This window comes from Pseudidiomarina andamanensis (genome assembly GCF_009734345.1).
Lineage (GTDB): Bacteria > Pseudomonadota > Gammaproteobacteria > Enterobacterales > Alteromonadaceae > Pseudidiomarina > Pseudidiomarina andamanensis.
The window spans coordinates 2,166,585-2,189,466 of the sequence record NZ_CP032551.1; the positions used below are offsets into that span (position 1 = coordinate 2,166,585).

The window sequence follows — 22,882 nt, forward strand, 5'->3', positions numbered from 1 at the left end:
TCAAAATATTCACATTATAGAGGTACACATGCAGGTTACTGAGCTAACAATTCCAACCCCTGACGATTGGCATTTACATCTTCGCGACGGCGAACTGTTAGCAACAACCGTACCTGCAACTGCCGAGGTATTTTCTCGCGCAGTGATTATGCCAAACTTAGTACCGCCAGTAACTTCGGTTGACCAAGCACAACAGTATCGCCAGCGCATTCTCGACAACCGTCCAGATGGCAATTCTTTTGAGCCGTTAATGGCGTTGTATCTGACGCAAAATACGGCGTTAGAAACCATACAAGCTGCCGCTGCTGATCCTAATATTATTGGTTTTAAGCTGTATCCATCGGGAGCAACGACTAATTCAGATGCTGGTGTGACCGACGTGGATGGTTTGGATGAAGTCTTTGCTGAAATGGCTAAGTTACAAGTACCTTTGCTGGTGCATGGCGAAGTGACGACTGCCGATATTGATATTTTTGACCGCGAAAAAGTATTTATTGATCGGCATTTACGTCCAATATTGCAACGACACCCAAAATTGAAGCTCGTACTCGAACACATTACGACGGCTGACGCAGTTAGATTTGTAGAAGAGCAGGGCGAGAACGTTGCGGCGACGATTACACCACAACATTTGCTCATGAACCGTAACGACCTATTAGTTGGCGGTGTGCGCCCGCACAATTACTGCTTACCAATTTTGAAGCGTCGTGATCATCAACTGGAGCTGCGTCGAGCGGCAGTGTCTGGTAATCCGAAGTTTTTCTTAGGCACTGACTCAGCGCCTCACGCACAGTCGAAAAAGGAAAATGCATGTGGCTGTGCGGGTTGTTACTCGGCGCCAGCGGCGTTACCGTTGTATGCAGAATTTTTTGAGCAAATGGGTGCGCTTGAGAAATTAGCTGATTTTGCCAGCGGTTTTGGTGCAGATTTTTATGGTTATGCGCGAGCGACATCTACCGTTACCTTGGTACGGGAACCGTGGCGTGTTCCAGAAACTGTAACGACAGCAATAGGCCCGATGGTGCCATATTGGGCTGGCGAAATGTTAAATTGGCAGCTAAAATATATGTTAACAAAATAAAAACAAATTATTGAACAATTTAACAATCTGGTAATCCCCCTCAAGACATGGTTTTATATGGCTTGAGGGACAATAAATAGAACTATAATAAAAATTATAATTTGAAAGGAAAGCAACTTGATTCGTTTGTGGCGCGCTAAACACAACAATCGACTGGTGCTGACGTACGCGTTGGCCTCAGGATTTGTGTCTCTGGCGATCGCTGAATTTGCTGATGATGATGCCAATCATGCGCCTGCCTTGATTGTTTCCGACCACCTAGAAGTGAGCGATGGAAATTGGGTTGCGGCAATCAAAACACTCACGGCAAAATATGGCCGTTACACCAAAAACAACCCGGTTGTTTTAGTCGTGCTGGGGCCATCACTCTATCAAAGTGTGCAGCTAGAGCGCCCCAATCTTCCTACCGAAGAAATCACCCAAGCGTTACGCTACAACCTGCGTGATCTCGTGACATTACCACCCGCGGACATCATTGCGGACTATTATGACGCACCAGTGCAACTTGCAGGGCAAGATAAAATCAATGCGATTGTTGCTGACAAAAAGGTGCTGGAGCCGGTACTCAAAGAGCTTCACCAAATTAGTGAAAATATCGTTGGAATTGTTTCTGAGGAGCAAGCTATTGCGCAACTGTTCGCAGAACAAGTTGAGCCTGCGGTATTAGCCTATCAACACGATTTAGAGCCAGCGTTATTGCAGGTTTATCAGCAAGGCAAACTACAGGTAAATCGTGTCGTGCGCAGTTTAGAGCAGCTATCACAGTTAAGTGCTGATGAAATTCAACTCGGTGGCGCCGCGCCTCTTAGTGTTGAAGTGCAACGCTCTGCGGACTATTTCGAACGGCAATTACGGCAACGGCCAATTCGCGAAGTGATTATTGCCGTCGGCACCAACAACCGCCAAGGTATCAACCAGCAGCTCGATGAGGACCTCGGGCTAACATCGCGTTGGGCTGACTACCCGCAATGGGCGCAAGAATTGGCAGCCGGAGATTTTTCTGATTTCCCTGTGTTGGGTGGTGTTTTGCTGGCGCAGCTGCTCCGCGCTGAAAGGCGGGAGGTCGCATGAAGCAAATAGCAAACCTCTACGTACTTGAACTGCGGCCCAATAACGAAACGTTAACCTTTAAGCGGGTAATGATTGCGGTGGCTGCTGTATTGGTTATAGGCATTTTTAGCTCCGTTGCGATGACTTTGTGGGCAAACCAAGCTGAAGTAGATACACAACGTATGGCGCATAGCTTGAGTCAGGCTCAACAGCAGCTTATAGCGAAGCAAAATGAGTTGCGTGCAGCGATGAGTGATCCCAAAGTTGCACACCAAATTGAGCAGATTGAACTTGATTTAGGGCAGCGCCAACGCTTGCTTCAACAAATGCAGAGTGTGACGCAAACGCAAGAGGCGAGCTTTGCTCAGGTGCTGGAAGAGTTAGCGCGCGCTGATACCGATGCTATCTGGCTTCAACGTATTTTAATTGCGAACGGGCAACTAACATTGCAGGGTAGAACGGCAGATGCTAGTGCGCTGCCATTATGGTTAGCTAGTTTTTCAAATTATGACACGCTGAGTGGTCGGCAATTTGGCGTCTTTGAATTAAGAGACGAGGACGCAACAGGTGTTCTCGATTTCACGGTCGGTAGCTTGCAGCACAGTAGTTTACTTGCGCGCCCTAGAGCGAATTCAGGAGCAGCGCGATGAAAGAGCAATGGCTAATCTGGCAACAAAAATTTGAATCGGTTGATGTGAAGCGTCGCCGAATTTGGCTTATCGCTGCGTTGTTTCTAATTATTTATTTGAGTTATTGGTTTGGTTTACGCCCAGCTCTTGAAATCATTAAATCAGAGACGACTAAGCAGGAAATGCAACAAGGTCAAATAGACCAAGTGCTTCAAGAAGTAAAACAAATAGAGCAACGTTTGGCCGGTGATCCTCAAGCGGCGCAGCGTCGCCGCTTAGAGCAATTGCAAGCACGTTTGCTGCAAGTAGATGAGCAACTGAACAAAGAAGCAAATTACGTTAGCGCTGCGGATAATCGAGCTCTACTGCGAGCGCTACTAAATCAAGCTAGCAACGTCAAAGTTCAGTCGGCACAGGCGCTGCCTGCCGAACTTATTTATCAAGATGAAATAAGCCAAGACACCGGTATATTTCGTCATCGCTTACAACTGGTTATTCGCGGAAATTATTTTTCGCTAAGTAATTATCTGCAACAGCTTGAGAAGTTGGAGTGGTCATTCTACTGGCAACGCTTAGATTATAATGTACTGCAAGCGCCTGAAGCAGAATTGACGTTAGAGATTTATACCATCAGCTTGGAGCGTGATTATGTTGCGAGTTAGTGGGTTACTCATCGCATTGCTTGTAAGTTCGTCAAGTCTGGCGTTTCAGGAGTTGCGTGATCCAACTGCACCACCTCGCGTACTTGAACGCGCTGGCAGTCCAAAACTGGTGAAAGAAAAATTGAAGCTACAGTCAATTCAATGGTTCGGCGATCAGCGAATGGCCCTAATTGATGGGCAGTGGAAACAAGTTGGTGAGACGGTTGGCTCCTACCGTGTGACAGCAATTGAAATGAGAGAAGTCAGTTTGCGTGATATGCGTACAAATAAAGATTTAACGATACGGCTGTTTGGCTTTTCAACAGAAACACCCAAACCAGCAGCAGGGAGCTATTTATGATTCGAGCAGGCTTGATAAGCATCGGCTTACTTTTGGTAGCCGCCTGTGCCCATCAACCAGAGCGTCAGCCTGTAGAGGCTCAGCGCGCGCTGCAAGAACGGTCATCTGGTAAAGCTGGCATGGAACGTCCGCCACTACCGGCATCGGTGCGCGAAAGCCTGCGTGGTCAAAATAATCAGTTACGCGAAGCGGGCGAGCAACTATTGGCTGAACCGCGCTTTTCAATTGCCGCAAATGAAGTGCCTGCTGCTCAGTTTTTTGCGGGTTTAACAACTGACTCGCCGTATAACATTGTGGTTCACCCTGACGTTGCTGGCACTATTACCGTGAGCCTTAAAGATGTCACATTAACCGAAACTTTAGATGTCATTGCTGACATCTATGGTTATCAAGTGCGCAAAGAGCGCAACATGATTCGGGTGTTCCCAGCTGGCTTGCGCAGTGAAACCATTGCGTTGGATTATCTGGCTCTGCGCCGTATGGGGCTATCACAAACTAGCGTAAGCTCGGGTGGTGTGAAGGATAGTGATCGCAACGGCGGTAACAACAATCAATATGGTGGCAACGCCAATAATAACTTGCTGGGTAACCAGGGCGGTGTGAATAACAATAATCCGCAGTCGCAAAACCTCAATGGTATGCAAACCAACGGTTCATCTATTAGTAGCTCTTCTGAAACCGACTGGTGGAGTGAATTACAGGCAATTATCGAAGGTATTATTGGGCCGGGTGAAGGGCGCCGCGTGGTTGTAGCGCCGCAAGCAGGTTTGGTAACCGTAACGGCTTTACCGAGCGAGTTGCGCGCTGCTCGGGAGTTTCTTGAGTCAGCACAGCGCCGTTTGCAACGCCAAGTTATTCTTGAGGCGCGCATCGTCGAGGTCGCACTGAATGACGATTATCAGCAAGGCATTAACTGGAACGATATTTTCAAGGCCGGCAACTCAGTAGGCTCAATCAGCATGAGTGGCTCCGGTATCGTGGGTAATAGCTTGGGCGGCGTATTTGGAATGACCCTGAACGTGGGAGAGTTTACAGGTGCATTAAACCTGTTACAGACGCAAGGAAACGTACAGGTACTGTCGAACCCTCGTGTGAGTGCGGCGAATAATCAAAAAGCAGTGATCAAGATTGGTGAAGACGAATACTTTGTGACGAATGTTTCAACAACCACAGTTACTGGTACCGCAACCACGTCGACCCCGAATATCGAATTGACGCCATTCTTCTCTGGTATCTCGTTAGATATTACACCGCAAATCAGCGAAGACGGTGAAGTGATTTTGCATGTGCATCCATCGGTAGTTGAAACGACTGAACAAGAAAAAGTGGTTAAGCTGAACAATGACACCTTTGTACTGCCATTAGCTCAAAGTAACATTCGTGAAAGTGACACTATCGTGAAAGCTCGTAACGGTGAAATAGTGGTCTTGGGTGGCTTGATGCAAACTTCGTACACCGACACTGAAGCGAAAGCGCCGTTGTTGGGAGATATTCCGGTCGTCGGTAATCTGTTCAAAAACAAACGCCGCGTAGAGCAGAAAAAAGAGCTCGTGATATTGATCCGTCCAACTGTAGTTGGGGTGGATACTTGGCAGGACGAACTGGACCGTTCTAGCGAAATTTTGAAGCAATGGTACGGAAACTGAGACCGCTATGTATCAAAAGCATTACGGCTTAACCGAACTACCATTTACGCTGACGCCGAATACGAGTTTCTATTGTGATCTCGAAGGCCACCGCGCCGCGCTAGAGGTATTGTTAACCGCACTGCGTACCGGAGAGGGCTTCATCAAAGTTGTTGGTGAGGTAGGCACTGGTAAAACGCTGTTGTGTCGTAAATTGCTGAACGAATTACCGGAAACCTATGTAACGGCGTACATTCCTAACCCATTTTTGAATCCAGATGAACTGCGAGCGCAAGTTGCTCGCGAGCTTCAAGTTGATATCTCTGAAGCAAGTAGTCAACAGCTCGTGACTCAAGCGATACAACAACGGCTGATGGAAATTAATGCAGCCGGAAAAACGGTGGTGATTGTACTTGATGAAGCTCAAGCGTTACCAAGTGATTCGCTCGAAGCTCTGCGTCTTATCTCGAACCTTGAAACCGAGACGCGAAAACTACTGCATATTATTTTATTTGGACAACCTGAGTTGAATGAAAGGTTAGCAGCGCGCGAGCATCGCCAATTGCGTCAACGCATATCGTTCAGCTACCACTTGCAAGCGATGACGGTACATGAATTAGCACGCTATATCTCTCACCGTTTGCATGTAGCAGGCTACAAGGGTGCACCAATTTTCAACGGCAAGGTAGTAAGTATGTTGCATCAAGCGAGCCGCGGTATTCCTCGGCTTGCCAACGTGTTGTGCCATAAAGTGCTGTTGTTATGTTACGGCGAAGGCGTTTATCCGGTTACTCCAAAACATGTACGCACGGCGGTAGAAGACACCGAAGATGCGACCTTACCGAAACGTACTTGGCATTGGTGGGTACTAGGCGCTTTAGCTACTGCTGCAGTGGCATTCTGGGGTTATCACCAGCAATGGTTTGCTGGAGGTAGCCTATGAGCGTCATTAACCGCATGCTGCGTGATCTCGATCAACGGCAACAGCAAAATAGTCGGCACACCTATACTCCGGCGGCTGTAGCACCCCAACCAATTCATTGGGCGTGGATAGTCGGCATTCTAGTTGTCAGTTTAGCGGTCATCGTTGGCGTTTTAAATCTGTGGTGGATGTACAATTCACATCCAGTTTCGACCGAAGTCGAGTCAGCGCCAATTGTCCAGACAAATCCGGCCGAATTGCGTCAAGCCATCGCTAAAACAGAAGAACTGGTTGCCGAGACGATAGAAAAAGATGCGACGCAACAGTCTGAATCGACAGTAGAAAAAGCGACAGCTGATACCAACAAGTCAAAAGCAATCGTTGATGTAGCAGCGTTACCGAAGGCACAAGATTCGGTGCAAGTTAAAGTGCAACCGAAGCAGCCAGCGGTGAATCCAGAGCCTATAACCGTTCAAACGAGCACTGAGCCAGAACCGACGCCGGAGCCAACCCCAAAAGTTACCAAGAAACAGCCAGCGACAAGCTCATCCAATTCATTCAGTGTTGAGCGAGTGCAATTATCACCGCAACAGTTGGCTGATACGAATTTATCCAAAGCTCGCGAAGCTTTGCAAAAGGGTGAGCAGGCTCGGGGGCAAGAATTATTAGAAAAAGCGCTCGTAGTGAAACCAGACCATGTGCAAGTGCGCTCAGAATTGGCTGCTTATTGGTATGGGCGAGGGTTAACCAGTCGCGCTACAACCCTATTGCAGCAGGGATTAGATTTAAAACCTCAACAAACTGAGTGGCAATTATTGCTAGCTCGAATCTATGAAAGAATCGGTCGCATTGAACAGGCTTACAACGTTCTTAGTGTGATTCCAATGCAAGCTCCAGAAACTCCCGAACTGTTGCAATTGCGCGCATCGTCGGCAACGCAACTTGGCTATTTTAGTGAAGCCGCCGCTGACTATACGGCACTAGCAGTGCAAACGGGCGAAGGCCGTTGGTGGCTTGCGGCTGCAGTAGCGCATGAAGATGCTAGCAATATTGAGGCTGCCGTACGCAGCTATCGACAAGCTGTTCAGCAGCCCGACTTAGGTCAGGATGCCCGATTGTATATTGAACAGCGACTTGCCGTGCTGGAGGGATTCTAAGATGCGTCCACGTTTAAAAATGCGCCTCGGTGATTTACTTGTTCAAGACGGCATGATTACCGAAAGCCAATTGCAGCAAGCACTCGCTGATCAGAAACAGAACGGTCGAAAACTTGGTGTGACGCTCATTGATCTTGGGTTTATTGATGAGCATGACTTGTTAGAGTTTTTAGCGCGTCAATTGAATATTCCACTGATTGAACTAGGTGACCGTAAAATTTCACAGCAAGTTGTGAACTTAATTCCAGAAGTTCAGGCACGCCGTCATCGTGCGTTAGTCATTGAGGCTGATGACCAAATGGCGCTCGTTGGCATGAGCGACCCTGCTGACCTTGCCGCAGTGGATGCGATCTCCCAATATTTACAGCCGCGTGAAATGAAACTTGCGGTAGTGCCCGATGCTGATTTACTGGAAGCGTTTGATAACCTTTACCGTCGCACCAAAGACATTGCCCAGTTTGCTAAAGAACTACAAACAGAAACTCAAGATGGCGCGGAATTCGATCTTGGCGCGTTGTCGCTTGATGATGACGAGGACGACGCAACGGTTGCAAAACTCTTACAGTCGATTTTTGCTGATGCAGTGCAGGTTCGCGCTTCGGACATTCATATCGAGCCAGATGATCGGGCGCTACGCATTCGAATGCGCGTGGATGGTGTCTTACAAGAAAACGTGCTGACGGAAACCAACATTGCCAATGCCTTGTTATTACGTTTGAAGCTGATGGCTGGTTTGGATATTTCAGAAAAACGCTTGCCACAAGATGGCCGTTTTAATATCAAAGTACGTGACCATTCCATTGACGTGCGGGTATCGACCATGCCGGTCCAGTATGGTGAATCGTGTGTGATGCGTTTGCTAGATCAGTCTGCAGGTCTATTACAGCTTGAGCAGACTGGTATGCCTGAGCATATTCTCAAGCGCGTACGCCGATTGATTCATCGTCCATACGGCATGTTGATTGTGACCGGTCCGACAGGTTCAGGTAAAACGACTACCTTATATGGTGCGCTAAGTGAGCTGAACCAGGCTGAAAAGAAAATTATTACCGTTGAAGACCCAGTTGAATATCGTTTACCACGTATTTCGCAGGTACAGGTAAACAGTAAAATCGGACTTAACTTCTCAAATGTATTGCGCACCACCTTGCGTCAAGATCCTGACATTATCATGGTGGGTGAGATGCGTGATCACGAAACCGTAGAAATTGGTCTGCGAGGCGCAATTACCGGTCACTTAGTATTAACCACCTTGCATACCAATGACTCCATTACGAGTGCGTTGCGATTAATCGATATGGGCGCAGCTCCTTATTTAGTTGGCGCCGCTTTGCGCGGCGTTCTCGCGCAGCGCCTGATTCGTCGAGTGTGTGACAACTGTAAGACAACCGATAAACCCGAAGCAGCAGAACTCACGTTGTTGCGCCGTATGGACCCGAGTATTCCAGCTGACGGCAGTGGCTTTGTTCGTGGTAAAGGTTGTCGTAGTTGCAATCACACCGGCTACAAAGGCCGAATTGGTGTATTCGAACTTTTAGAAATGAATGAAACTATGATTGATGCGCTACGCGACAGCAATATGCGCGAATTTGCACAAGCAGCGCGCCAATCTGAAGGATTTAAACCGTTAGCGAGTGTTGCGTTGGAGTACGCGCGTGAAGGTATTACTTCGCTTGATGAAGTACTGTTCTTGGCTGAAACCGTTGAAGAGAAAGAATTACGGATAACCGCATCCACCACTGAGGGTGACGATGGCGAACTTTAAGTATCGAGGTCGCGATAACGGCGGCCAACCAGTGCAAGGCGTCATTGAAGCGGCGAGTGAAAGCTCAGCTGCAGATAGCCTATTGCGTCGGGGCATTACCCCGCTGGCGATACAAGTGGAAAAGGTGGAAGTGAAGTCAACTTCAACCTCCGGTGGATTATTTCAACAACGTATTAGTCATGTTGATTTGATAATCTTTACGCGGCAGATGTACTCACTGACTAAAGCTGGAATACCGCTGTTGCGTGCCATGGAAGGGTTAGCGGAGAATACCAGTAACAAACGCTTTGGTACGGTATTAAAAGATTTAGTCGAACAGTTAGAGCGCGGTCGTCAGTTATCTTCCGCAATGGCCTCTCATCCGCGCGTGTTCCCGCGCCTGTTAGTTGCGATTGTGCATGTGGGTGAAAATACGGGTGAGTTAGAAGGCGCATTTTTACAGCTTTCAGATTATTTAGAAAAAGAACAAGAAACGCGTAAAGCGATTAAGTCGGCGCTACGATATCCCATGTTTATCATGCTGGCGTTAGTGGCTGCGGTCGTGATCATTAACATCTGGGTTATTCCACCCTTTGCGCAAATGTTTGCGAATTTTAATGTGGATTTACCATTACCGACGCGCATTATTCTCGCCACCTCAAATTTCTTCGTAAATTGGTGGCCACTGATGCTCGGAGTGGTTGTAGTGGCGATTGCAGGCACAATCAACTACGTTAAAACCGTACCGGGGCGAATGGTTTGGGATCGATTTAAAACACGTATGCCGGTGGTCGGCGATATCGTCATGCGTTCGTTGTTAGCTCGGTTTGCGCGTACCTTCGCGGTGATGTTGCAAGCGGGCGTGCCGTTAACACAAGGCTTAGGTTTAGTTGCTGAAGCCGTTGATAACAGTTGGATGAGCGGACGCATAAATGACATGCGCCGCAATATTGAGCGCGGTGAAAGCTTGACGCGTACGTCGCGTAATAGTGAGTTATTCACCCCGTTAGTATTACAAATGATAGCGGTCGGCGAAGAAACAGGGCGTGTCGACGAAATGTTATTTGAAGTGGCGGGATATTACGAACGCGAAGTCGACTATGATCTGAAGAGTTTGACCGCACGCATCGAGCCGATTTTATTGGTCTTTGTTGCGATCATTATCACCATTATGGCATTAGGTGTGTTTTTACCAATGTGGGAAATGATGGATGCGTATCGAGGTCGATAATTAACCTTAAATTAACAAATTCAGATAACCATTAATATTTGCAGGGTTTTGTTATAAAAATCATAATAAACCTACGGGGAATAAGGGATGCAAGCAGTGCAGACAAAAATTACTTCAACAGCGAAGCAATCGGGTTTTACTCTGATTGAGCTGATTATTGTTGTTGTTATTCTGGGTTTGTTGGCTGCCTCGGCACTGCCACGCTTTACCAGTGTGACAGCGGATGCCGAAGATGCGGCAGTTGAAGGCGTTGCCGGTGGCTTTGCTAGCGCGGTAGGCCTTGTGCGCGCAGAATGGGAGCTACGTGGTCGTCCACAGGGTAACGCCGATGGTGCTGGCGCCGTTGTTGTCATGGATGGCATTAGCGTTAACGTGGATGGAAGCACCGGCTACCCAGTCAGTGGCGACAACAATCTCAATGCCCACGATTTAAACATTACCAGCGAAGATTGTCGTACCACGATGCAAGCTATTTTGCAGGGTGCACCAACCGCTACCACCAGTTTTACCCTTCTGGGTGAAAACCGTTATTACGTGACCCGCGAAAATAACGGAACCAATGATATTTGCGTGTATTACTTAGCAAATACCATTAAAAACTTGGCTTCAGCGCCAAGTGGCACCGACTATCTCTCCGTCGGTAACGTGTTTGTTTACAACCCACGTACCGGTGGGGTCAGTATTTTTAGTAATAATTAGTTTATACTTCGGGGAATACTCCTTAATTTTTTAAAAGGGAAAGCGTTATGAAAACACAAAAAGGTTTTACATTGATCGAACTGATCATCGTTATCGTGGTACTCGGCATCCTCGCCGTCACTGCCGCGCCACAATTCTTTAACTTCTCAAGCGACGCCCGCGAGTCAACCGTTAATGGGTTGAAGGGTGCACTGAATGGTTCTGCTGATATCGTATTTGGCAAAGCTGCGATCGAGGGTAAAGACGCCGACGCCGACGATGGTGCAACAACAGCGGACTATCAAGTTACCGATGATGGTGTTCAAATTGTTTATGGATACCCAGCTGCAACCGATACCGGAATTTTGAATGCAGTAAATATCACCGCGACAGATTGGGATATTGCTTACGACCCAGCAACCGCGACAGTTGGAACTCAACGTACTGTTAAATTCTCTCCGAAGGGCGTAAATATTGGTGCAGCAGCAACGTTGACGTACGCTGAAATTACGGATTGTTTTGTATCTTATCAAGATGTAGCAGTTAAAGGCGATCGTCCAGTAATTACGGCCAATCTGACAGACTGTTAATAAGTATTAAGCATTAAAGCGCCTTCGGGCGCTTTTTTATTGTCTACGATTTACCGAACAGTGCGCGTAGCGAACGGACGAACAGCGCAGCGCACGAACCTCGAATAACGACCACCGCATTACGATTCGAGATTAACGGCGCTTTGCGCCACCCAGCATTACCTAGCGGAGAGAGCGCCGGACTACTGTCGCTCCATCCAGAAGATGACTCGGTCGTTGCCACGGTACTGACCAAAGCCGGCTGTTGCACGAGGGAAACGGTGACTATCACCATTTTCATCAAGCCACGGATATTCGAGCCAACTATCGGCTTGATATTCGAATAAGAACTCACCGGAGCCAACTGGTGAGGGTGCCGTCCAATAGAGACTCTCAGGTATCACTTCGCCGGTGATCAAGTTGCTGCCAACGCCTGCGACACTGGTATTTAATGCGCTTGGGTTGTCAACGATAGCGAGTGATGTTGGCGAACTCGCGGTACATGAATCTAAATCGTTTAACGTAAAGCGTGTGCCGTCCCAATATTCGGCGCGCATGACCACCGGCAGCGATTCGTTTTCTGGACCATATGTATTTTCAAGCACCAAGCGACCGTAGCGTAGCGCTAAGGTACCGTTCAGTTGCGCACTGGGGCCTTTCTGAGTCAGTAAGTCGGTCGTAGCGAAATTCCGATTATCCATTTCGCTAAGCACTCGCAAGCCAAGACGCACAGCACTATAAGGGCCATCCGGGACTTCCGAAGCCAAGCGATTGAATGTTGCCGACATCCCCAATTGATCAAAACGACCATTCACCCAATTACTCGTCAATGGCGCAACGAGCCGCGAGGCAAACTCATCACTCGCAACATCAGCAGGGCTCGTATTTGCAGCGGTGAGTTCAAGTTGAGCGGCATTGCTGTACTCGGGACTATGGTAATTTTGTGTCACCACCCCTAACGTGTTTACGGCCACGATTTCAAAGGCTACATGAATGCCGGGCTGCCCCATGTAAGTAAAGTTATCGGTTGGACAAGCGTTCGTGATATTTGAACTGGTGACTAGAAAATTGGCAGGATAAAACCGTCCAATTGGGCTCGGTACTCGAACAAGAGCATCGCCGGCGCCCAAATAGTCATTATCCAATAATCCGGGAAGTATATTCGGCGTGCCAGCTTCGCGCCAACGCGCTCCCACCGTTCGCATGGCACCAGCAAAATCTGGGTCATCAATAAATGGTGAAGTGATGGTGAGTTTACTGCTACTCCAGGTATCACCGGCAATGACGGGATAAGCCATGGAATCAAAGGTGACCGTCACATTCTCGGTAGCGCTCACTTCGTTACCAAAATTCGGTGTTGGGTTACCGGCGGCATTCAGTGCCTGCACAATAAAGGTAAAGTCTTCGCCCGCCGCTTTATAGCCAGCACCCGTATCAGTAGTCGCTGTCCACAAATTGTTGCTGCTATCTAAGGCGCGGGCAACTAACGTATGTGGCCGCACGACAAAATCGTTAATACTCGTTCCCGTCAACACAATAGCCGGATCGCCGTTTCCCACATTCTCTGAGAGTTCCAATGATGCGTGCAGGCGCACTTGCCCAACGTCGGAATAGTTAGCAGTGACAGGCGCTGAACCATTGGCATCAAAGGTGACGTTCACGGAAGTCTGCGTTAGCGCGGTGCCATTATCATTGAGCGCGACATTGGTGCCATTAACCGTGAAGGTTTGATCGGCCTGACAGGTTAGCGGGTTCGCGCATTCTAAACCGACATTCACGGCTTGTGCGCCTTGTACCCGAGCTTCACAGGCACCGGTTGTGGTATTCGTCTCTATTGCTTGAAGCAGAATCGGGAAATCTAAACCGGCGTGGCTACTTGCTATTGGGCTCACACCATCGGTATCTGTAAACACCAAACCAGCGCTAACGAAATTAACAGCACACCCAGTTATGGTCGTGCCCGCATCGTTATAACACTGCGTTATGTTCGTTGCAGTCGGTATTGCGTCGTTTAATGAAATAACTGTTGTTCCACCATTAATATTCCGCAAATACCCGCTTCCCGTACCCAGCGTAAATTGCCAATCGGCGGAATTGGTTGTCGTCGAGATAATCGTGTCGCCAGACCATGTGCTATTCGCCGCGCTCGCTGTTGCCGTCAGCGTGACGGTGTCATCATAGGTTTCGCTACAGTCGGCATTGGCGCACGCAATAATTTCAATCGGTGCTGCTAAACAACTGACTAACTGGGTTGGGTGTTGTATACGATAATGATGAACCAGCGCCGGTTCAGGGGTACAGCCAGCCGCTTCATTCACATCCGCTTGTGTTTGCGGCGAATAGGTAATGGCACTGTTATTGCCCAAGGTCACGGTACCCGCGGTTAGCGCACCACCTTGAAAGTTGGTGTTGTTGCCGAACTCAATGTTCGCGGTTTCAGACGGGCTGTAAATTAAGCCATTAAAGGTGAACTCTGGGCAGTTAGTGCCACTATTACAGTAATTACCGATTATAAAATCGGCGTCTTCGTACAGATAAACCACCAGATTAGCGACGTTACCCGTACTATTAAATGAAATATCATTTCCGCCCGAGATACCATCACGAATGAATAATCGCACGGGGCCATCCGGAACAATATTGATGGTTGAATTGTTACCGATAAACATCGATTTAATGAAGTAATCGCCAGGCCCGAGATTCAGCGTGTTCGCATTATCAGTAAAGGTGATGGATTCAATGTAATAGGTACCGCCGCCAGTTGTTGAGGAAAGTGCGTTGGCACCTTTAGTATGAATGGTGCCGTAGGTTCCTGGTGCGAGATTCGTTTGATTTTCATAGAACCCGGTGCTAATAAAGCTCGGAAACACTGCTGGGTCCAGCGGAGGGAATGCCAAATCGACGGTATCAATAGTGCCCGACGGTGTTGGTGTATTACCACCGAGACCCGTTTCGTCAACAATGTCGTTATCGTTAATTTGCGTACCACTGCCGGAGGTAAAACCGTTACCACCGACCACACCAAAATCGGCAAGCTCGTTAAATAAACTGCAGGTATCAACTGGCGGTGGTGGCGGTGGGGTGCCGGTGTTACAACTGGGCGGTGTGGAGCCGGTTCCGGTATCACAAAATTTTTCACCGGCAATGGTACCGCCATTATTCTCAATAGTCGGCGCGGTCGCGTTACCGCCAATGGTGCCTTGCCAGTCAATTTGTATTTCGATTGTGGCGCTGGCACTACCGGTAATATAAGCGTTACTGGCCTCTAACAGTATCGTTTCTGCCGAGGCATTGCCGGTAATACCTGAACTATTCCCGATAACTAAATTTTGAATGACCGTAACATCACCTTGAATATTGCTATTCGAGGCTAACACATTGACATTATTCGCCTCGACATCACCCGTCACCTGACTTCCGCTGGCCAACGTAAACGTACCTGAAGCACTGATATCACCATTTATCGTCACCGGAGATTCAGTGATGATGTCGCTGCCAGAAAGATTACCAGTGATAGTGTGGCTGCTGCCAATGGTAATTTGTCCAGACGACGAAATATTGCCATTAAAAACTGAGTTATCAGAACGTAGCAAAATTGACGTGGGCGCACTGATAAAGCCAGTGATGGTATTGCGGCCATTAATGTCGATACTTTGGGTTGCGATGATGCTGCCAGTAATGGTGTCTTCGTAACTGGTTGTAATTTGTGCAGCGTTGAGATTCCCAGTAATGTTGTTTTGCCCACCGGTGGTTATTTGCGCTGCGCTCAAATTACCGACAATTGTATTCTGATAGCCCGTAACAATCGCGCCACTGGCAACTAAATTCGCTTCGCCATTGTATTGGTAGCCCGTATTAATGTTGCCGGTAGCATTGATGGTTAACGGAATGCCTGTCGCCCCAACCTGAATGGAGACGCCGTTGAGATTAGCATCGCCGGTGACATCAAATACGGTTTTACCATCGGTAATAATGCTATCTGCACTGGTCAGATTTAAGCCGTTTGGACAAGTAACATTGCCATTATTTGTCGTGAAGCATTCCGGAGGAATCAGCCAAGTACCTTTATCTTTCACTAACGTATAAGTTGCTGCGACAGCGCTATTGGCAGCTAAAATAAAGATAAGGATAATCAGTGATCTATAAAATCCCATCACCTGCCTCCAGCATTAATACTTTCGAATAGGTCATGTCACCTGCAGCGCACTCGCCTTGGGCAATAATTCTAAAATGATCGCCCTGATACGGTGAGTTAAGTTCAGCTCGGTCACAGAAAATGGTGGTAGAGCAATTTTTTAACCCATTGATAGTGAATAATTGCTCGGGCCTCACTTCTGGCGGTGGTGATGCCGTTCGCACTGGGCACAAACCTTGTGCCGCTGGCGCATCGTGCGGGAATAGCTCAGTTAAGAACAACTCAGCGCCGGCGCGCGCCGCTAATTGCGCCCGACTGCCATAAACTTCACCAACAATGGCTTGACTCGAATTCCCTAAAATACGCACCATCGCCACACCAATCAAACTCATGATGACAATAATAAATACCGCAACAGCAAGTGCAGCACCGCGTTGCTTTGCAGGTAAACGGACACATTGTGAATATGAGAGATTAGGGAACATTCGCTATATGAACCTCATGCACAAACTGTAACGGTTCAGAATCGGCTTCGCGACTAAAGCGCCAATCAAGCTTTATTAAGCTGTTGCGCTGCAAAGTAGCTTCAAATACGTAAAATGGAAATTCATTGTTGTTTAAATCATTGTAGATATATTTAGCCATTATTTCAGCGCTGCTGGCGGCGCTTATTTGTAATTGACTGAAACTCGGCTGCAAACTGTTAAGTCCGTAGCCGGCAAAGCGATAAATACTATTTGATGTATTGTCGTAACACCAACTTACCGGCTCGCCACCAATGAAATAACGTCGAGCTGGGCTTTCAGCACCGAAGAAGGCGGGTGTGGTTGCGTAGTTTATTTCAACCAAATTGTCCTGCGCCGGCGACGTGTCGGTGATGTTTGAAATGACTTTCCGGCGTTGCACGCTGTTGCCGTATATGTAGCTGGTGTTTGTTGCATAAACGAGTAAATAGCCGCCAACTAAATTATCGTTAGCTACCGGCTCAATGGCAATAAACGGATCACTGCTGGTAGGTCCGGGGCGAGGTATATCTAAATACACGCTGCTTGCAAGTATCGGCATAAATTCAATACAACGCTGCGCATCGGTAATTGACACGCGGATACTTCTTGGTACTGCACCTTGCAGCTCACGACTCAACCGCGCGATAGCGAAGCGAGACTGGGCAACTAACTGATCGCGTTCAGTGGTGTCGCGAAATATTTGTGCACCGAAGCCTAGGTAATTGAATACAAATAATCCGGTAATGGCGAGCAAGACAATGACAATCACTAACTCAACTAAAGTAAACCCCTGACGATGACGCATTAGTAATTACCTCGCAGCGTCGCAAAGGTAAAATTTTGTCCAAACGACGTTGTGATCGTCACTTCAATTCTCTTATAAAGAGTGATTGTAGATTGGCATGTGCCAGTGCTATCGCTGTAACAGACGCTGATTGCAAAGCTAAATCCTGGGTAGCGGCTGGCAATATCATCACCCATCGCATCGGCTAAAGTTGGGGCGGTTGTCTCGAGTAGGTGGTAATCGTCGACATCATCAAAGTCTTCGCGCGTTTCTGCGTCGGGGCCTAAATTAGTAGGGGCAGTGCAAGCGCTGGCGGCCGCTTCACCGCATCGTAATAAGCCGCCGCTTCGGTCGCTATTCTCATCAAACGATTTACCGCTAATTTCTTGAATAAAGGCTTCGCCGAGAGCTGCGGCACGTTGTTGCAGCATAGGTTCGGCGCTGCGCTGCGCTTGAGGAAATATCAGAACAGTGAGTAACACAATCGAAATGCCCAGAACCACAATACCAATGATAATCTCAATCAACGTGAAGCCACGTTGGCTTGAGTTCATGGGTCGCTGTGTGATCGACGTTCGTAACATAGACGTTCGTGGCATCAAAAGCTCCAAGGCTTCTACTTTTCTTATAATTTGTTGATATATTGTTCTGTATACTACACTTTTTTCGTTTACACTGCATAAATTGTTCGGCCATTATGACTAACGACATAGAGTTAACGAAACCATGCCTTTAACTCGGAAAAAATACGACAAAATTGTAAATAATCAGCAAGGTTTCACGCTTGTTGAGCTGATTATTGTTATTGTATTAATCGGTATTTTGGCCGTTACTGCAGGTCCCCGAATTTTTGGTTCGGGCGGGGTCGATCAAGTTGTAACCGAAAGGCAATTATTGAGTTTGTTGCGATTACAGCAACAACAAGCCATGCAAGACGTGGTGAATCGCTGTTACGGTGTTAATCTGACAAGTGCTGAAGTAACGCCGTTTGACTGTGGTCAACCGATTGAGAATGCGCGAGTAGTTACCCTGCCAAATGATAACACTTTAACGATAGTTTCTACGTTACCAAATGCGTCGACGGGGTTTCGATTTAACGCGTTAGGTTGTCCTGTATCAACGGGTCATGCAACCACTGCAGAGAACTGCGGTCAAAGTGCAGTAGAGCTACAAATAAATGGCGTAAATGCGCGCAGCGTTTGCGTTCAAAGCCAAGGCTACATCCGTGTGGGAACTTGCAGTTAATATACTAGGTATAACGCTTGCCCGCAGGGTGCCAGCTTGGTAAAGTTACACAGTTTTTCAGTCCACCAAATTACGAGTAAGGGAACATCCCCTCATGTTTAAGAAGTTACGCGGCATCTTCTCCAACGATCTATCGATCGATTTGGGTACAGCAAACACACTAATTTATGTGAAAGACGAAGGTATTGTTTTGAACGAGCCTTCGGTTGTAGCGATTCGACAAGAACGCTCAGGTGGCCCTAAGAGTGTTGCTGCTGTCGGTCAAGCAGCAAAACAGATGCTCGGTCGAACGCCTGGCAACATAAAAGCCATACGCCCAATGAAAGATGGCGTGATTGCAGATTTCTACGTGACTGAAAAAATGCTGCAACACTTTATCAAGAAAGTGCATGACAGCCATTATTTCCGCCCAAGCCCGCGTGTTCTTGTTTGTGTGCCATGTGGTTCGACACAAGTTGAGCGTCGTGCTATTCGCGAATCGGCGTTAGGTGCTGGCGCCCGCGAGGTTTATCTCATTGATGAACCGATGGCTGCCGCAATCGGTGCAGGGCTTCCTGTATCTGAGCCTACCGGCTCAATGGTTGTTGATATCGGTGGTGGTACGACTGAAGTTGCCATTATCTCATTAAATGGTGTGGTTTATTCGTCATCGGTTCGAATTGGTGGTGACAAGTTTGACGAAGCAATTGTGAACTATATTCGTCGTAACTTCGGCTCACTCATTGGAGAAGCTACCGCCGAACGCATCAAGCACGAAATTGGTTCAGCATTCCCAGGTGAAGAAGTGCGCGAGATTGAAGTTCGTGGTCGTAACCTTGCCGAAGGTGTGCCTCGTTCATTTACGCTGAATAGCAACGAAATTTTGGAAGCACTTCAAGAACCGTTAATGGGTATTGTCAGTGCTGTTATGGTTGCATTAGAGCAATCCCCACCAGAACTCGCATCGGATATTTCTGAGCGCGGAATGGTGTTAACCGGTGGTGGTGCGTTATTACGTGATCTTGACCGACTGCTGATGGAAGAAACTGGAATTCCAGTGATTGTTGCTGATGACCCGCTAACTTGTGTTGCTCGTGGCGGTGGTAAAGCACTCGAAATGATCGACATGCACGGCGGTGACCTGTTCAGTTATGAGTAAGCGACACTATGAAGTCGCTTTTTGAACGGGGGCCAACCCTCCTCACACGACTCGTATTGGCGCTAATTTGCGCCGGTACAGTGATGTTTCTCGACCACCGGCTGAACACCATGCAGCCGGTGCGTTCGTTTTTATCGACCCTTGTTGCTCCCGTTCAATATCTTGCCGTGTTACCTGAGCAAGTGCTCGATCGCTTGGTTTACTTATCCACAACTCGCACTACGTTGCGCGAAGAAAACAAAGCCTTAAAACAAGAGTTACAAGAGTTGCAAATGGCCGTGCAGCGACTCAACTTTCTTGAAAACGAGAATGATAGGTTACGCCAACTACTCGGCTCTGAGATTCGCCAAGCGAGCAGACGTATGGCTGCAGAGGTTGTTGCAGTCGCAACTGACCCGTTCTCACACCAAGTCGTGATTAACAAGGGCAGCGCCAACGGCGTTTATGAAGGCCAACCGGTGCTTGATAACCGCGGTATTCTTGGGCAAGTGATGAGTGTTGGGCGTGGTACCGCGCGAGTCTTACTTATTTCTGATCAGAGCCACGCTTTGTCGCTGCGGGCTGAACGCAATGACATTCGAGTATTAGCGCGCGGCACTGGTGATTTGCAGCGTCTTGATTTGATGTATATTCCACATTCGAGTGAACTCCAAGTAGGTGACAAATTAATGTCCTCTGGGCTTGGCGGTGTGTATCCAGAAGGTTATCCGGTAGCAGAAATTACCGAAATCGACCGTGACGAGCGATTACAGTACGCACGAGTGTCAGCGCAGCCGTTTGCGCAACTTGATCGAATTCGAACGGTCTTGTTGTTATGGCCAGCCAGTGCAACAGAGCAGCCTGTATACGAAGACACGGAGGGCACTGATAATGTGGATTAAGTCAGGATTATTACCACTTCTAGTTAGCTATCTTGTCGCGTTGGTGTTGATGGTTATGCCAATGCCTGGCTTCCTAGAAGCATGGCGCCCAGATTGGCTTAGTTTGGTCATTATTTATTGGGTTATGGCGTTGCCGCATCGTGTTGGTATGGGAACGGTGCTAATTCTTGGTCTTATCGCGGATATATTGATGGGATCAGTTTTCGGGATTTACGCAACCGCGTTATTAATTATGGCGTACCCCGCAATCCGCCACTTTCAGCGCATTCGTAATTACTCATTTACCCAGCAAGCGTTTGTGGTAGCGGTTCTAATTCTTGTGAAGCGCGTCATTGTTTATGAGCTCGAGCATGTGCTGAATGATGCGGTCTTTAATTTTGCCTACCTATATCCGGTGTTATCGTCGGCTATCGCTTGGCCTTGGGTGTATTTGATTCTGCGTAAGTACCGGAGGCATTACCTTGTTCGCTAATGAACTCGTTTTAGCTTCAGGCTCGCCGCGTCGCCAAGAGTTGCTAAAGTTACTCGACAGGCCGTTTACAGTGGTGGTACCAAACGTACCAGAAGAGCGTGCGCCCAACGAATCAGCCAGAGCTTATGTGAAGCGTCTAGCGCTGAGCAAAGCACAAGCTGGCGCTACGTTAGCGCGGGCAAATAGTCTCGTGCTGGGAGCCGACACCGTAGTGGTTTGCGACAACGACGTTCTCGAAAAACCAAACGATTATGGTCACTTTGTTGCCATGATGAAGCGTCTTTCAGGACGAAGCCATTTAGCAATCACAGCGATCGCTGCGGTACTGAATGAAAAAGAAGATGTGGTGGTAAGCCAAGCAAAGGTAACGTTTAAAGCCCTTAACGACGAAGAAATTGATCATTATTGGCAATCGGGCGAGCCGCAAGATAAAGCCGGCGGCTATGGTATTCAAGGGCGAGCATCGAAGTTTGTGACTCATCTTGAGGGTAGTTACTTTGCGGTTGTTGGTTTACCGATGTATGAAACTGAACAACTTATTCTGACTATGGAGGGGCGCGTATGAGTGCAGAAATCTTGATGAACGTGACGCCCACCGAAACCCGCGTTGCATTAATTGAAAATGGCATTTTGCAAGAAATTCATATCGAACGCCAAGCGAAACGCGGCTTCGTCGGCAATATTTATGTTGGCAAAGTCTCGCGCGTACTACCCGGTATGCAGGCAGCGTTTATTGATATTGGCTTAGATAAAGCCGCGTTTTTGCATGCGTCAGATATCGTCACACAACTCGAACAAGCTGAGGGCATTGCTCGCGGCACCATGCCGGCTGCAGATATTGCCCAGTTGGTTCGCCCCGGGCAAAAAATCTTGGTGCAAGTGGTTAAAGATCCGCTTGGTACCAAAGGTGCGCGATTGACGACAGATATCACGATTCCATCACGCTATATGGTGCTGATGCCGCAATCACCACACGTGGGTATTTCACAACGCATTGAAGATGAGAAAGAGCGAAATCGGCTGAAGCAAGCGGCGATGCCTTATTGTGATGAAGAAGGCGGTTTCATTGTTCGTACTGCAGCTGAAGGCGCAAGTGATGATGAATTGCAACGTGATGCGAAGTTTTTGCGGCGTCTATGGGATACCATTCAAAAACGCCGCAAAGGGATGCGTAACATCGGCTTGGTCTATGAAGATCTGAATCTCTCTTGCCGCATCCTAAGGGATTTTGTCGGTGAGCAAATTGAGCGCATTCGTGTCGATTCGCGTGTTACCTTCGATTTGCTGAGTGAATTCGTTAAAGAGTTTATTCCAGAGCTGAGTAATGCCTTGGAATATTACGCTGGAGAGCGTCCAATATTCGACATGTTCGACGTGGAGAATGAAGTACAGCGCGCACTTGATCGTAAGGTAGAGCTGAAATCTGGCGGTTCAATTATTATCGATCAAACTGAAGCAATGACCACCATAGATATTAATACTGGTGGTTTTGTTGGACACCGAAACTTAGAAGAGACAATTTTTAATACCAACATTGAAGCCACGCAAGCCATTGCGCGGCAACTGCGATTACGTAACTTAGGCGGCATCATCATTATCGATTTTATTGATATGCAAAACGCCGACCATCGTCGTCGCGTATTACACAGTCTTGAGCAAGCACTTGGAAAAGATCGGGCGAAAACTTCCATTAACGGCTTTACCTCGCTGGGTTTAGTTGAAATGACACGGAAACGCACCCGCGAAAGTTTAGAGCATGTACTATGCTCAGAATGTCCAGTGTGCGGTGGACGCGGCTCAATGAAGACAGTTGAAACGGTGTGTTATGAAGTCATGCGTGAAATTGTTCGAGTCAATCGCGCGTATGCAGCTGATCACTTTATGGTTTATGCCTCAACAGCAGTGGCCGATATGCTACTTAATGAAGAATCGCATGCGTTAGCTGAGCTCGAAGTATTTATTGGTAAACAAGTGAAAGTACTGGTTGAGCCGCTTTATAACCAAGAGCAGTTTGACGTGGTAATGATGTAACT

Annotated in this window: 22 protein-coding genes; 18 read left to right on the forward strand and 4 right to left on the reverse strand. The window is 47.8% G+C overall.

Annotated features, from left to right (window positions below; genetic code table 11):
• Positions 1–28: 28 nt before the first annotated feature.
• The 12 genes from pyrC to D3795_RS10355 all read left to right on the forward strand — a co-directional run bounded on the left by pyrC (position 29) and on the right by D3795_RS10355 (position 11,709).
• Positions 29–1,081: a dihydroorotase gene (pyrC, locus tag D3795_RS10300; protein WP_156268492.1), complete on the forward strand. Its 1,053-nt coding sequence runs from the start codon at positions 29–31 to the stop codon at positions 1,079–1,081.
• Between the two features lie 117 nt (positions 1,082–1,198).
• Positions 1,199–2,152 (forward strand): hypothetical protein, encoded by a 954-nt coding sequence (locus tag D3795_RS10305; RefSeq protein ID WP_156268494.1) that lies wholly within the window; start codon positions 1,199–1,201, stop codon positions 2,150–2,152.
• A complete protein-coding gene (locus D3795_RS10310; RefSeq protein ID WP_156268496.1) occupies positions 2,149–2,781 on the forward strand; it encodes a PilN domain-containing protein in 633 nt (210 codons plus the stop codon). Before D3795_RS10305 ends, D3795_RS10310 begins: the two co-directional genes overlap by 4 nt.
• A complete protein-coding gene (locus tag D3795_RS10315; RefSeq protein WP_156268498.1) occupies positions 2,778–3,422 on the forward strand; it encodes a hypothetical protein in 645 nt (214 codons plus the stop codon). Before D3795_RS10310 ends, D3795_RS10315 begins: the two co-directional genes overlap by 4 nt.
• Entirely contained in the window at positions 3,409–3,762 is a 354-nt protein-coding gene (locus D3795_RS10320) for a hypothetical protein (RefSeq protein ID WP_156268500.1), read from the forward strand. Before D3795_RS10315 ends, D3795_RS10320 begins: the two co-directional genes overlap by 14 nt.
• Entirely contained in the window at positions 3,759–5,408 is a 1,650-nt protein-coding gene (mshL, locus tag D3795_RS10325; protein WP_156268502.1) for a pilus (MSHA type) biogenesis protein MshL, read from the forward strand. Before D3795_RS10320 ends, mshL begins: the two co-directional genes overlap by 4 nt.
• A gap of 7 nt (positions 5,409–5,415) precedes the next feature.
• Positions 5,416–6,330: an ExeA family protein gene (locus D3795_RS10330; RefSeq protein WP_156268504.1), complete on the forward strand. Its 915-nt coding sequence runs from the start codon at positions 5,416–5,418 to the stop codon at positions 6,328–6,330.
• On the forward strand, positions 6,327–7,466 hold the full coding sequence (locus D3795_RS10335; RefSeq protein WP_156268506.1) for a tetratricopeptide repeat protein: 1,140 nt from the start codon (positions 6,327–6,329) through the stop codon (positions 7,464–7,466). The genes D3795_RS10330 and D3795_RS10335 overlap by 4 nt, the downstream gene beginning before the upstream one ends.
• Position 7,467: 1 nt before the next feature.
• Positions 7,468–9,231, forward strand: a complete 1,764-nt coding sequence (locus D3795_RS10340) for a GspE/PulE family protein (RefSeq protein ID WP_156268508.1) — start codon at positions 7,468–7,470, stop codon at positions 9,229–9,231.
• Entirely contained in the window at positions 9,218–10,441 is a 1,224-nt protein-coding gene (locus D3795_RS10345) for a type II secretion system F family protein (protein WP_156268510.1), read from the forward strand. Before D3795_RS10340 ends, D3795_RS10345 begins: the two co-directional genes overlap by 14 nt.
• Before the next feature lie 87 nt (positions 10,442–10,528).
• Positions 10,529–11,140: a type II secretion system protein gene (locus tag D3795_RS10350; RefSeq protein WP_156268512.1), complete on the forward strand. Its 612-nt coding sequence runs from the start codon at positions 10,529–10,531 to the stop codon at positions 11,138–11,140.
• A gap of 47 nt (positions 11,141–11,187) precedes the next feature.
• Complete coding sequence (locus D3795_RS10355) at positions 11,188–11,709, forward strand: pilus assembly FimT family protein (RefSeq protein WP_156268514.1); 522 nt, start codon at positions 11,188–11,190, stop codon at positions 11,707–11,709.
• A gap of 182 nt (positions 11,710–11,891) precedes the next feature.
• On the opposite strand, the gene D3795_RS10360 is transcribed toward D3795_RS10355, so the two are convergent.
• The 4 genes from D3795_RS10360 to D3795_RS10375 are packed head-to-tail and all read right to left on the reverse strand — an operon-like array spanning position 11,892 to position 17,667.
• Complete coding sequence (locus tag D3795_RS10360; RefSeq protein WP_156268516.1) at positions 11,892–15,842, reverse strand: polymer-forming cytoskeletal protein; 3,951 nt, start codon at positions 15,840–15,842, stop codon at positions 11,892–11,894.
• Positions 15,829–16,308: a hypothetical protein gene (locus D3795_RS10365; protein ID WP_156268518.1), complete on the reverse strand. Its 480-nt coding sequence runs from the start codon at positions 16,306–16,308 to the stop codon at positions 15,829–15,831. The genes D3795_RS10360 and D3795_RS10365 overlap by 14 nt, the downstream gene beginning before the upstream one ends.
• Positions 16,298–17,134 carry a PilW family protein gene (locus D3795_RS10370; protein ID WP_156268520.1) on the reverse strand — a complete coding sequence of 279 codons (837 nt, stop codon included), beginning with the start codon at positions 17,132–17,134 and terminating at the stop codon, positions 16,298–16,300. Before D3795_RS10370 ends, D3795_RS10365 begins: the two co-directional genes overlap by 11 nt.
• Entirely contained in the window at positions 17,134–17,667 is a 534-nt protein-coding gene (locus tag D3795_RS10375) for a type IV pilus modification PilV family protein (protein WP_173021021.1), read from the reverse strand. The genes D3795_RS10370 and D3795_RS10375 overlap by 1 nt, the downstream gene beginning before the upstream one ends.
• 172 nt (positions 17,668–17,839) lie before the next feature.
• Between D3795_RS10375 and D3795_RS10380 the strand changes: the two genes are divergently transcribed.
• The 6 genes from D3795_RS10380 (at position 17,840) to rng (ending at position 22,880) form a co-directional block, all read left to right on the forward strand.
• On the forward strand, positions 17,840–18,358 hold the full coding sequence (locus D3795_RS10380; protein ID WP_156268524.1) for a prepilin-type N-terminal cleavage/methylation domain-containing protein: 519 nt from the start codon (positions 17,840–17,842) through the stop codon (positions 18,356–18,358).
• 94 nt (positions 18,359–18,452) lie between these two features.
• Entirely contained in the window at positions 18,453–19,496 is a 1,044-nt protein-coding gene (locus D3795_RS10385; RefSeq protein WP_092856688.1) for a rod shape-determining protein, read from the forward strand.
• Positions 19,497–19,504: 8 nt separating this feature from the next.
• Entirely contained in the window at positions 19,505–20,377 is an 873-nt protein-coding gene (mreC, locus tag D3795_RS10390; protein ID WP_156268526.1) for a rod shape-determining protein MreC, read from the forward strand.
• A complete protein-coding gene (mreD, locus tag D3795_RS10395) occupies positions 20,367–20,849 on the forward strand; it encodes a rod shape-determining protein MreD (protein WP_310942341.1) in 483 nt (160 codons plus the stop codon). Before mreC ends, mreD begins: the two co-directional genes overlap by 11 nt.
• Positions 20,839–21,414: a Maf family protein gene (locus D3795_RS10400; protein ID WP_156268528.1), complete on the forward strand. Its 576-nt coding sequence runs from the start codon at positions 20,839–20,841 to the stop codon at positions 21,412–21,414. The genes mreD and D3795_RS10400 overlap by 11 nt, the downstream gene beginning before the upstream one ends.
• Positions 21,411–22,880: a ribonuclease G gene (gene rng, locus D3795_RS10405; RefSeq protein WP_156268530.1), complete on the forward strand. Its 1,470-nt coding sequence runs from the start codon at positions 21,411–21,413 to the stop codon at positions 22,878–22,880. Before D3795_RS10400 ends, rng begins: the two co-directional genes overlap by 4 nt.
• Positions 22,881–22,882: the final 2 nt, after the last annotated feature.

Excerpts from the sequence above, each read along its gene's own strand:
- pyrC (WP_156268492.1), top strand. The coding sequence starts at position 29 with ATGCAGGTTACTGAGCTAACAATTCCAACCCCTGACGATTGGCATTTA.
- D3795_RS10310 (WP_156268496.1), top strand. The coding sequence starts at position 2,149 with ATGAAGCAAATAGCAAACCTCTACGTACTTGAACTGCGGCCCAATAAC.
- D3795_RS10315 (WP_156268498.1), top strand. The coding sequence starts at position 2,778 with ATGAAAGAGCAATGGCTAATCTGGCAACAAAAATTTGAATCGGTTGAT.
- D3795_RS10320 (WP_156268500.1), top strand. The coding sequence starts at position 3,409 with ATGTTGCGAGTTAGTGGGTTACTCATCGCATTGCTTGTAAGTTCGTCA.
- mshL (WP_156268502.1), top strand. The coding sequence starts at position 3,759 with ATGATTCGAGCAGGCTTGATAAGCATCGGCTTACTTTTGGTAGCCGCC.
- D3795_RS10330 (WP_156268504.1), top strand. The coding sequence starts at position 5,416 with ATGTATCAAAAGCATTACGGCTTAACCGAACTACCATTTACGCTGACG.
- D3795_RS10335 (WP_156268506.1), top strand. The coding sequence starts at position 6,327 with ATGAGCGTCATTAACCGCATGCTGCGTGATCTCGATCAACGGCAACAG.
- D3795_RS10340 (WP_156268508.1), top strand. The coding sequence starts at position 7,468 with ATGCGTCCACGTTTAAAAATGCGCCTCGGTGATTTACTTGTTCAAGAC.
- D3795_RS10345 (WP_156268510.1), top strand. The coding sequence starts at position 9,218 with ATGGCGAACTTTAAGTATCGAGGTCGCGATAACGGCGGCCAACCAGTG.
- D3795_RS10350 (WP_156268512.1), top strand. The coding sequence starts at position 10,529 with ATGCAAGCAGTGCAGACAAAAATTACTTCAACAGCGAAGCAATCGGGT.
- D3795_RS10355 (WP_156268514.1), top strand. The coding sequence starts at position 11,188 with ATGAAAACACAAAAAGGTTTTACATTGATCGAACTGATCATCGTTATC.
- D3795_RS10360 (WP_156268516.1), bottom strand. The coding sequence starts at position 15,842 with ATGGGATTTTATAGATCACTGATTATCCTTATCTTTATTTTAGCTGCC.
- D3795_RS10365 (WP_156268518.1), bottom strand. The coding sequence starts at position 16,308 with ATGTTCCCTAATCTCTCATATTCACAATGTGTCCGTTTACCTGCAAAG.
- D3795_RS10370 (WP_156268520.1), bottom strand. The coding sequence starts at position 17,134 with ATGCGTCATCGTCAGGGGTTTACTTTAGTTGAGTTAGTGATTGTCATT.
- D3795_RS10375 (WP_173021021.1), bottom strand. The coding sequence starts at position 17,667 with ATGAACTCAAGCCAACGTGGCTTCACGTTGATTGAGATTATCATTGGT.
- D3795_RS10380 (WP_156268524.1), top strand. The coding sequence starts at position 17,840 with ATGCCTTTAACTCGGAAAAAATACGACAAAATTGTAAATAATCAGCAA.
- D3795_RS10385 (WP_092856688.1), top strand. The coding sequence starts at position 18,453 with ATGTTTAAGAAGTTACGCGGCATCTTCTCCAACGATCTATCGATCGAT.
- mreC (WP_156268526.1), top strand. The coding sequence starts at position 19,505 with ATGAAGTCGCTTTTTGAACGGGGGCCAACCCTCCTCACACGACTCGTA.
- mreD (WP_310942341.1), top strand. The coding sequence starts at position 20,367 with ATGTGGATTAAGTCAGGATTATTACCACTTCTAGTTAGCTATCTTGTC.
- rng (WP_156268530.1), top strand. The coding sequence starts at position 21,411 with ATGAGTGCAGAAATCTTGATGAACGTGACGCCCACCGAAACCCGCGTT.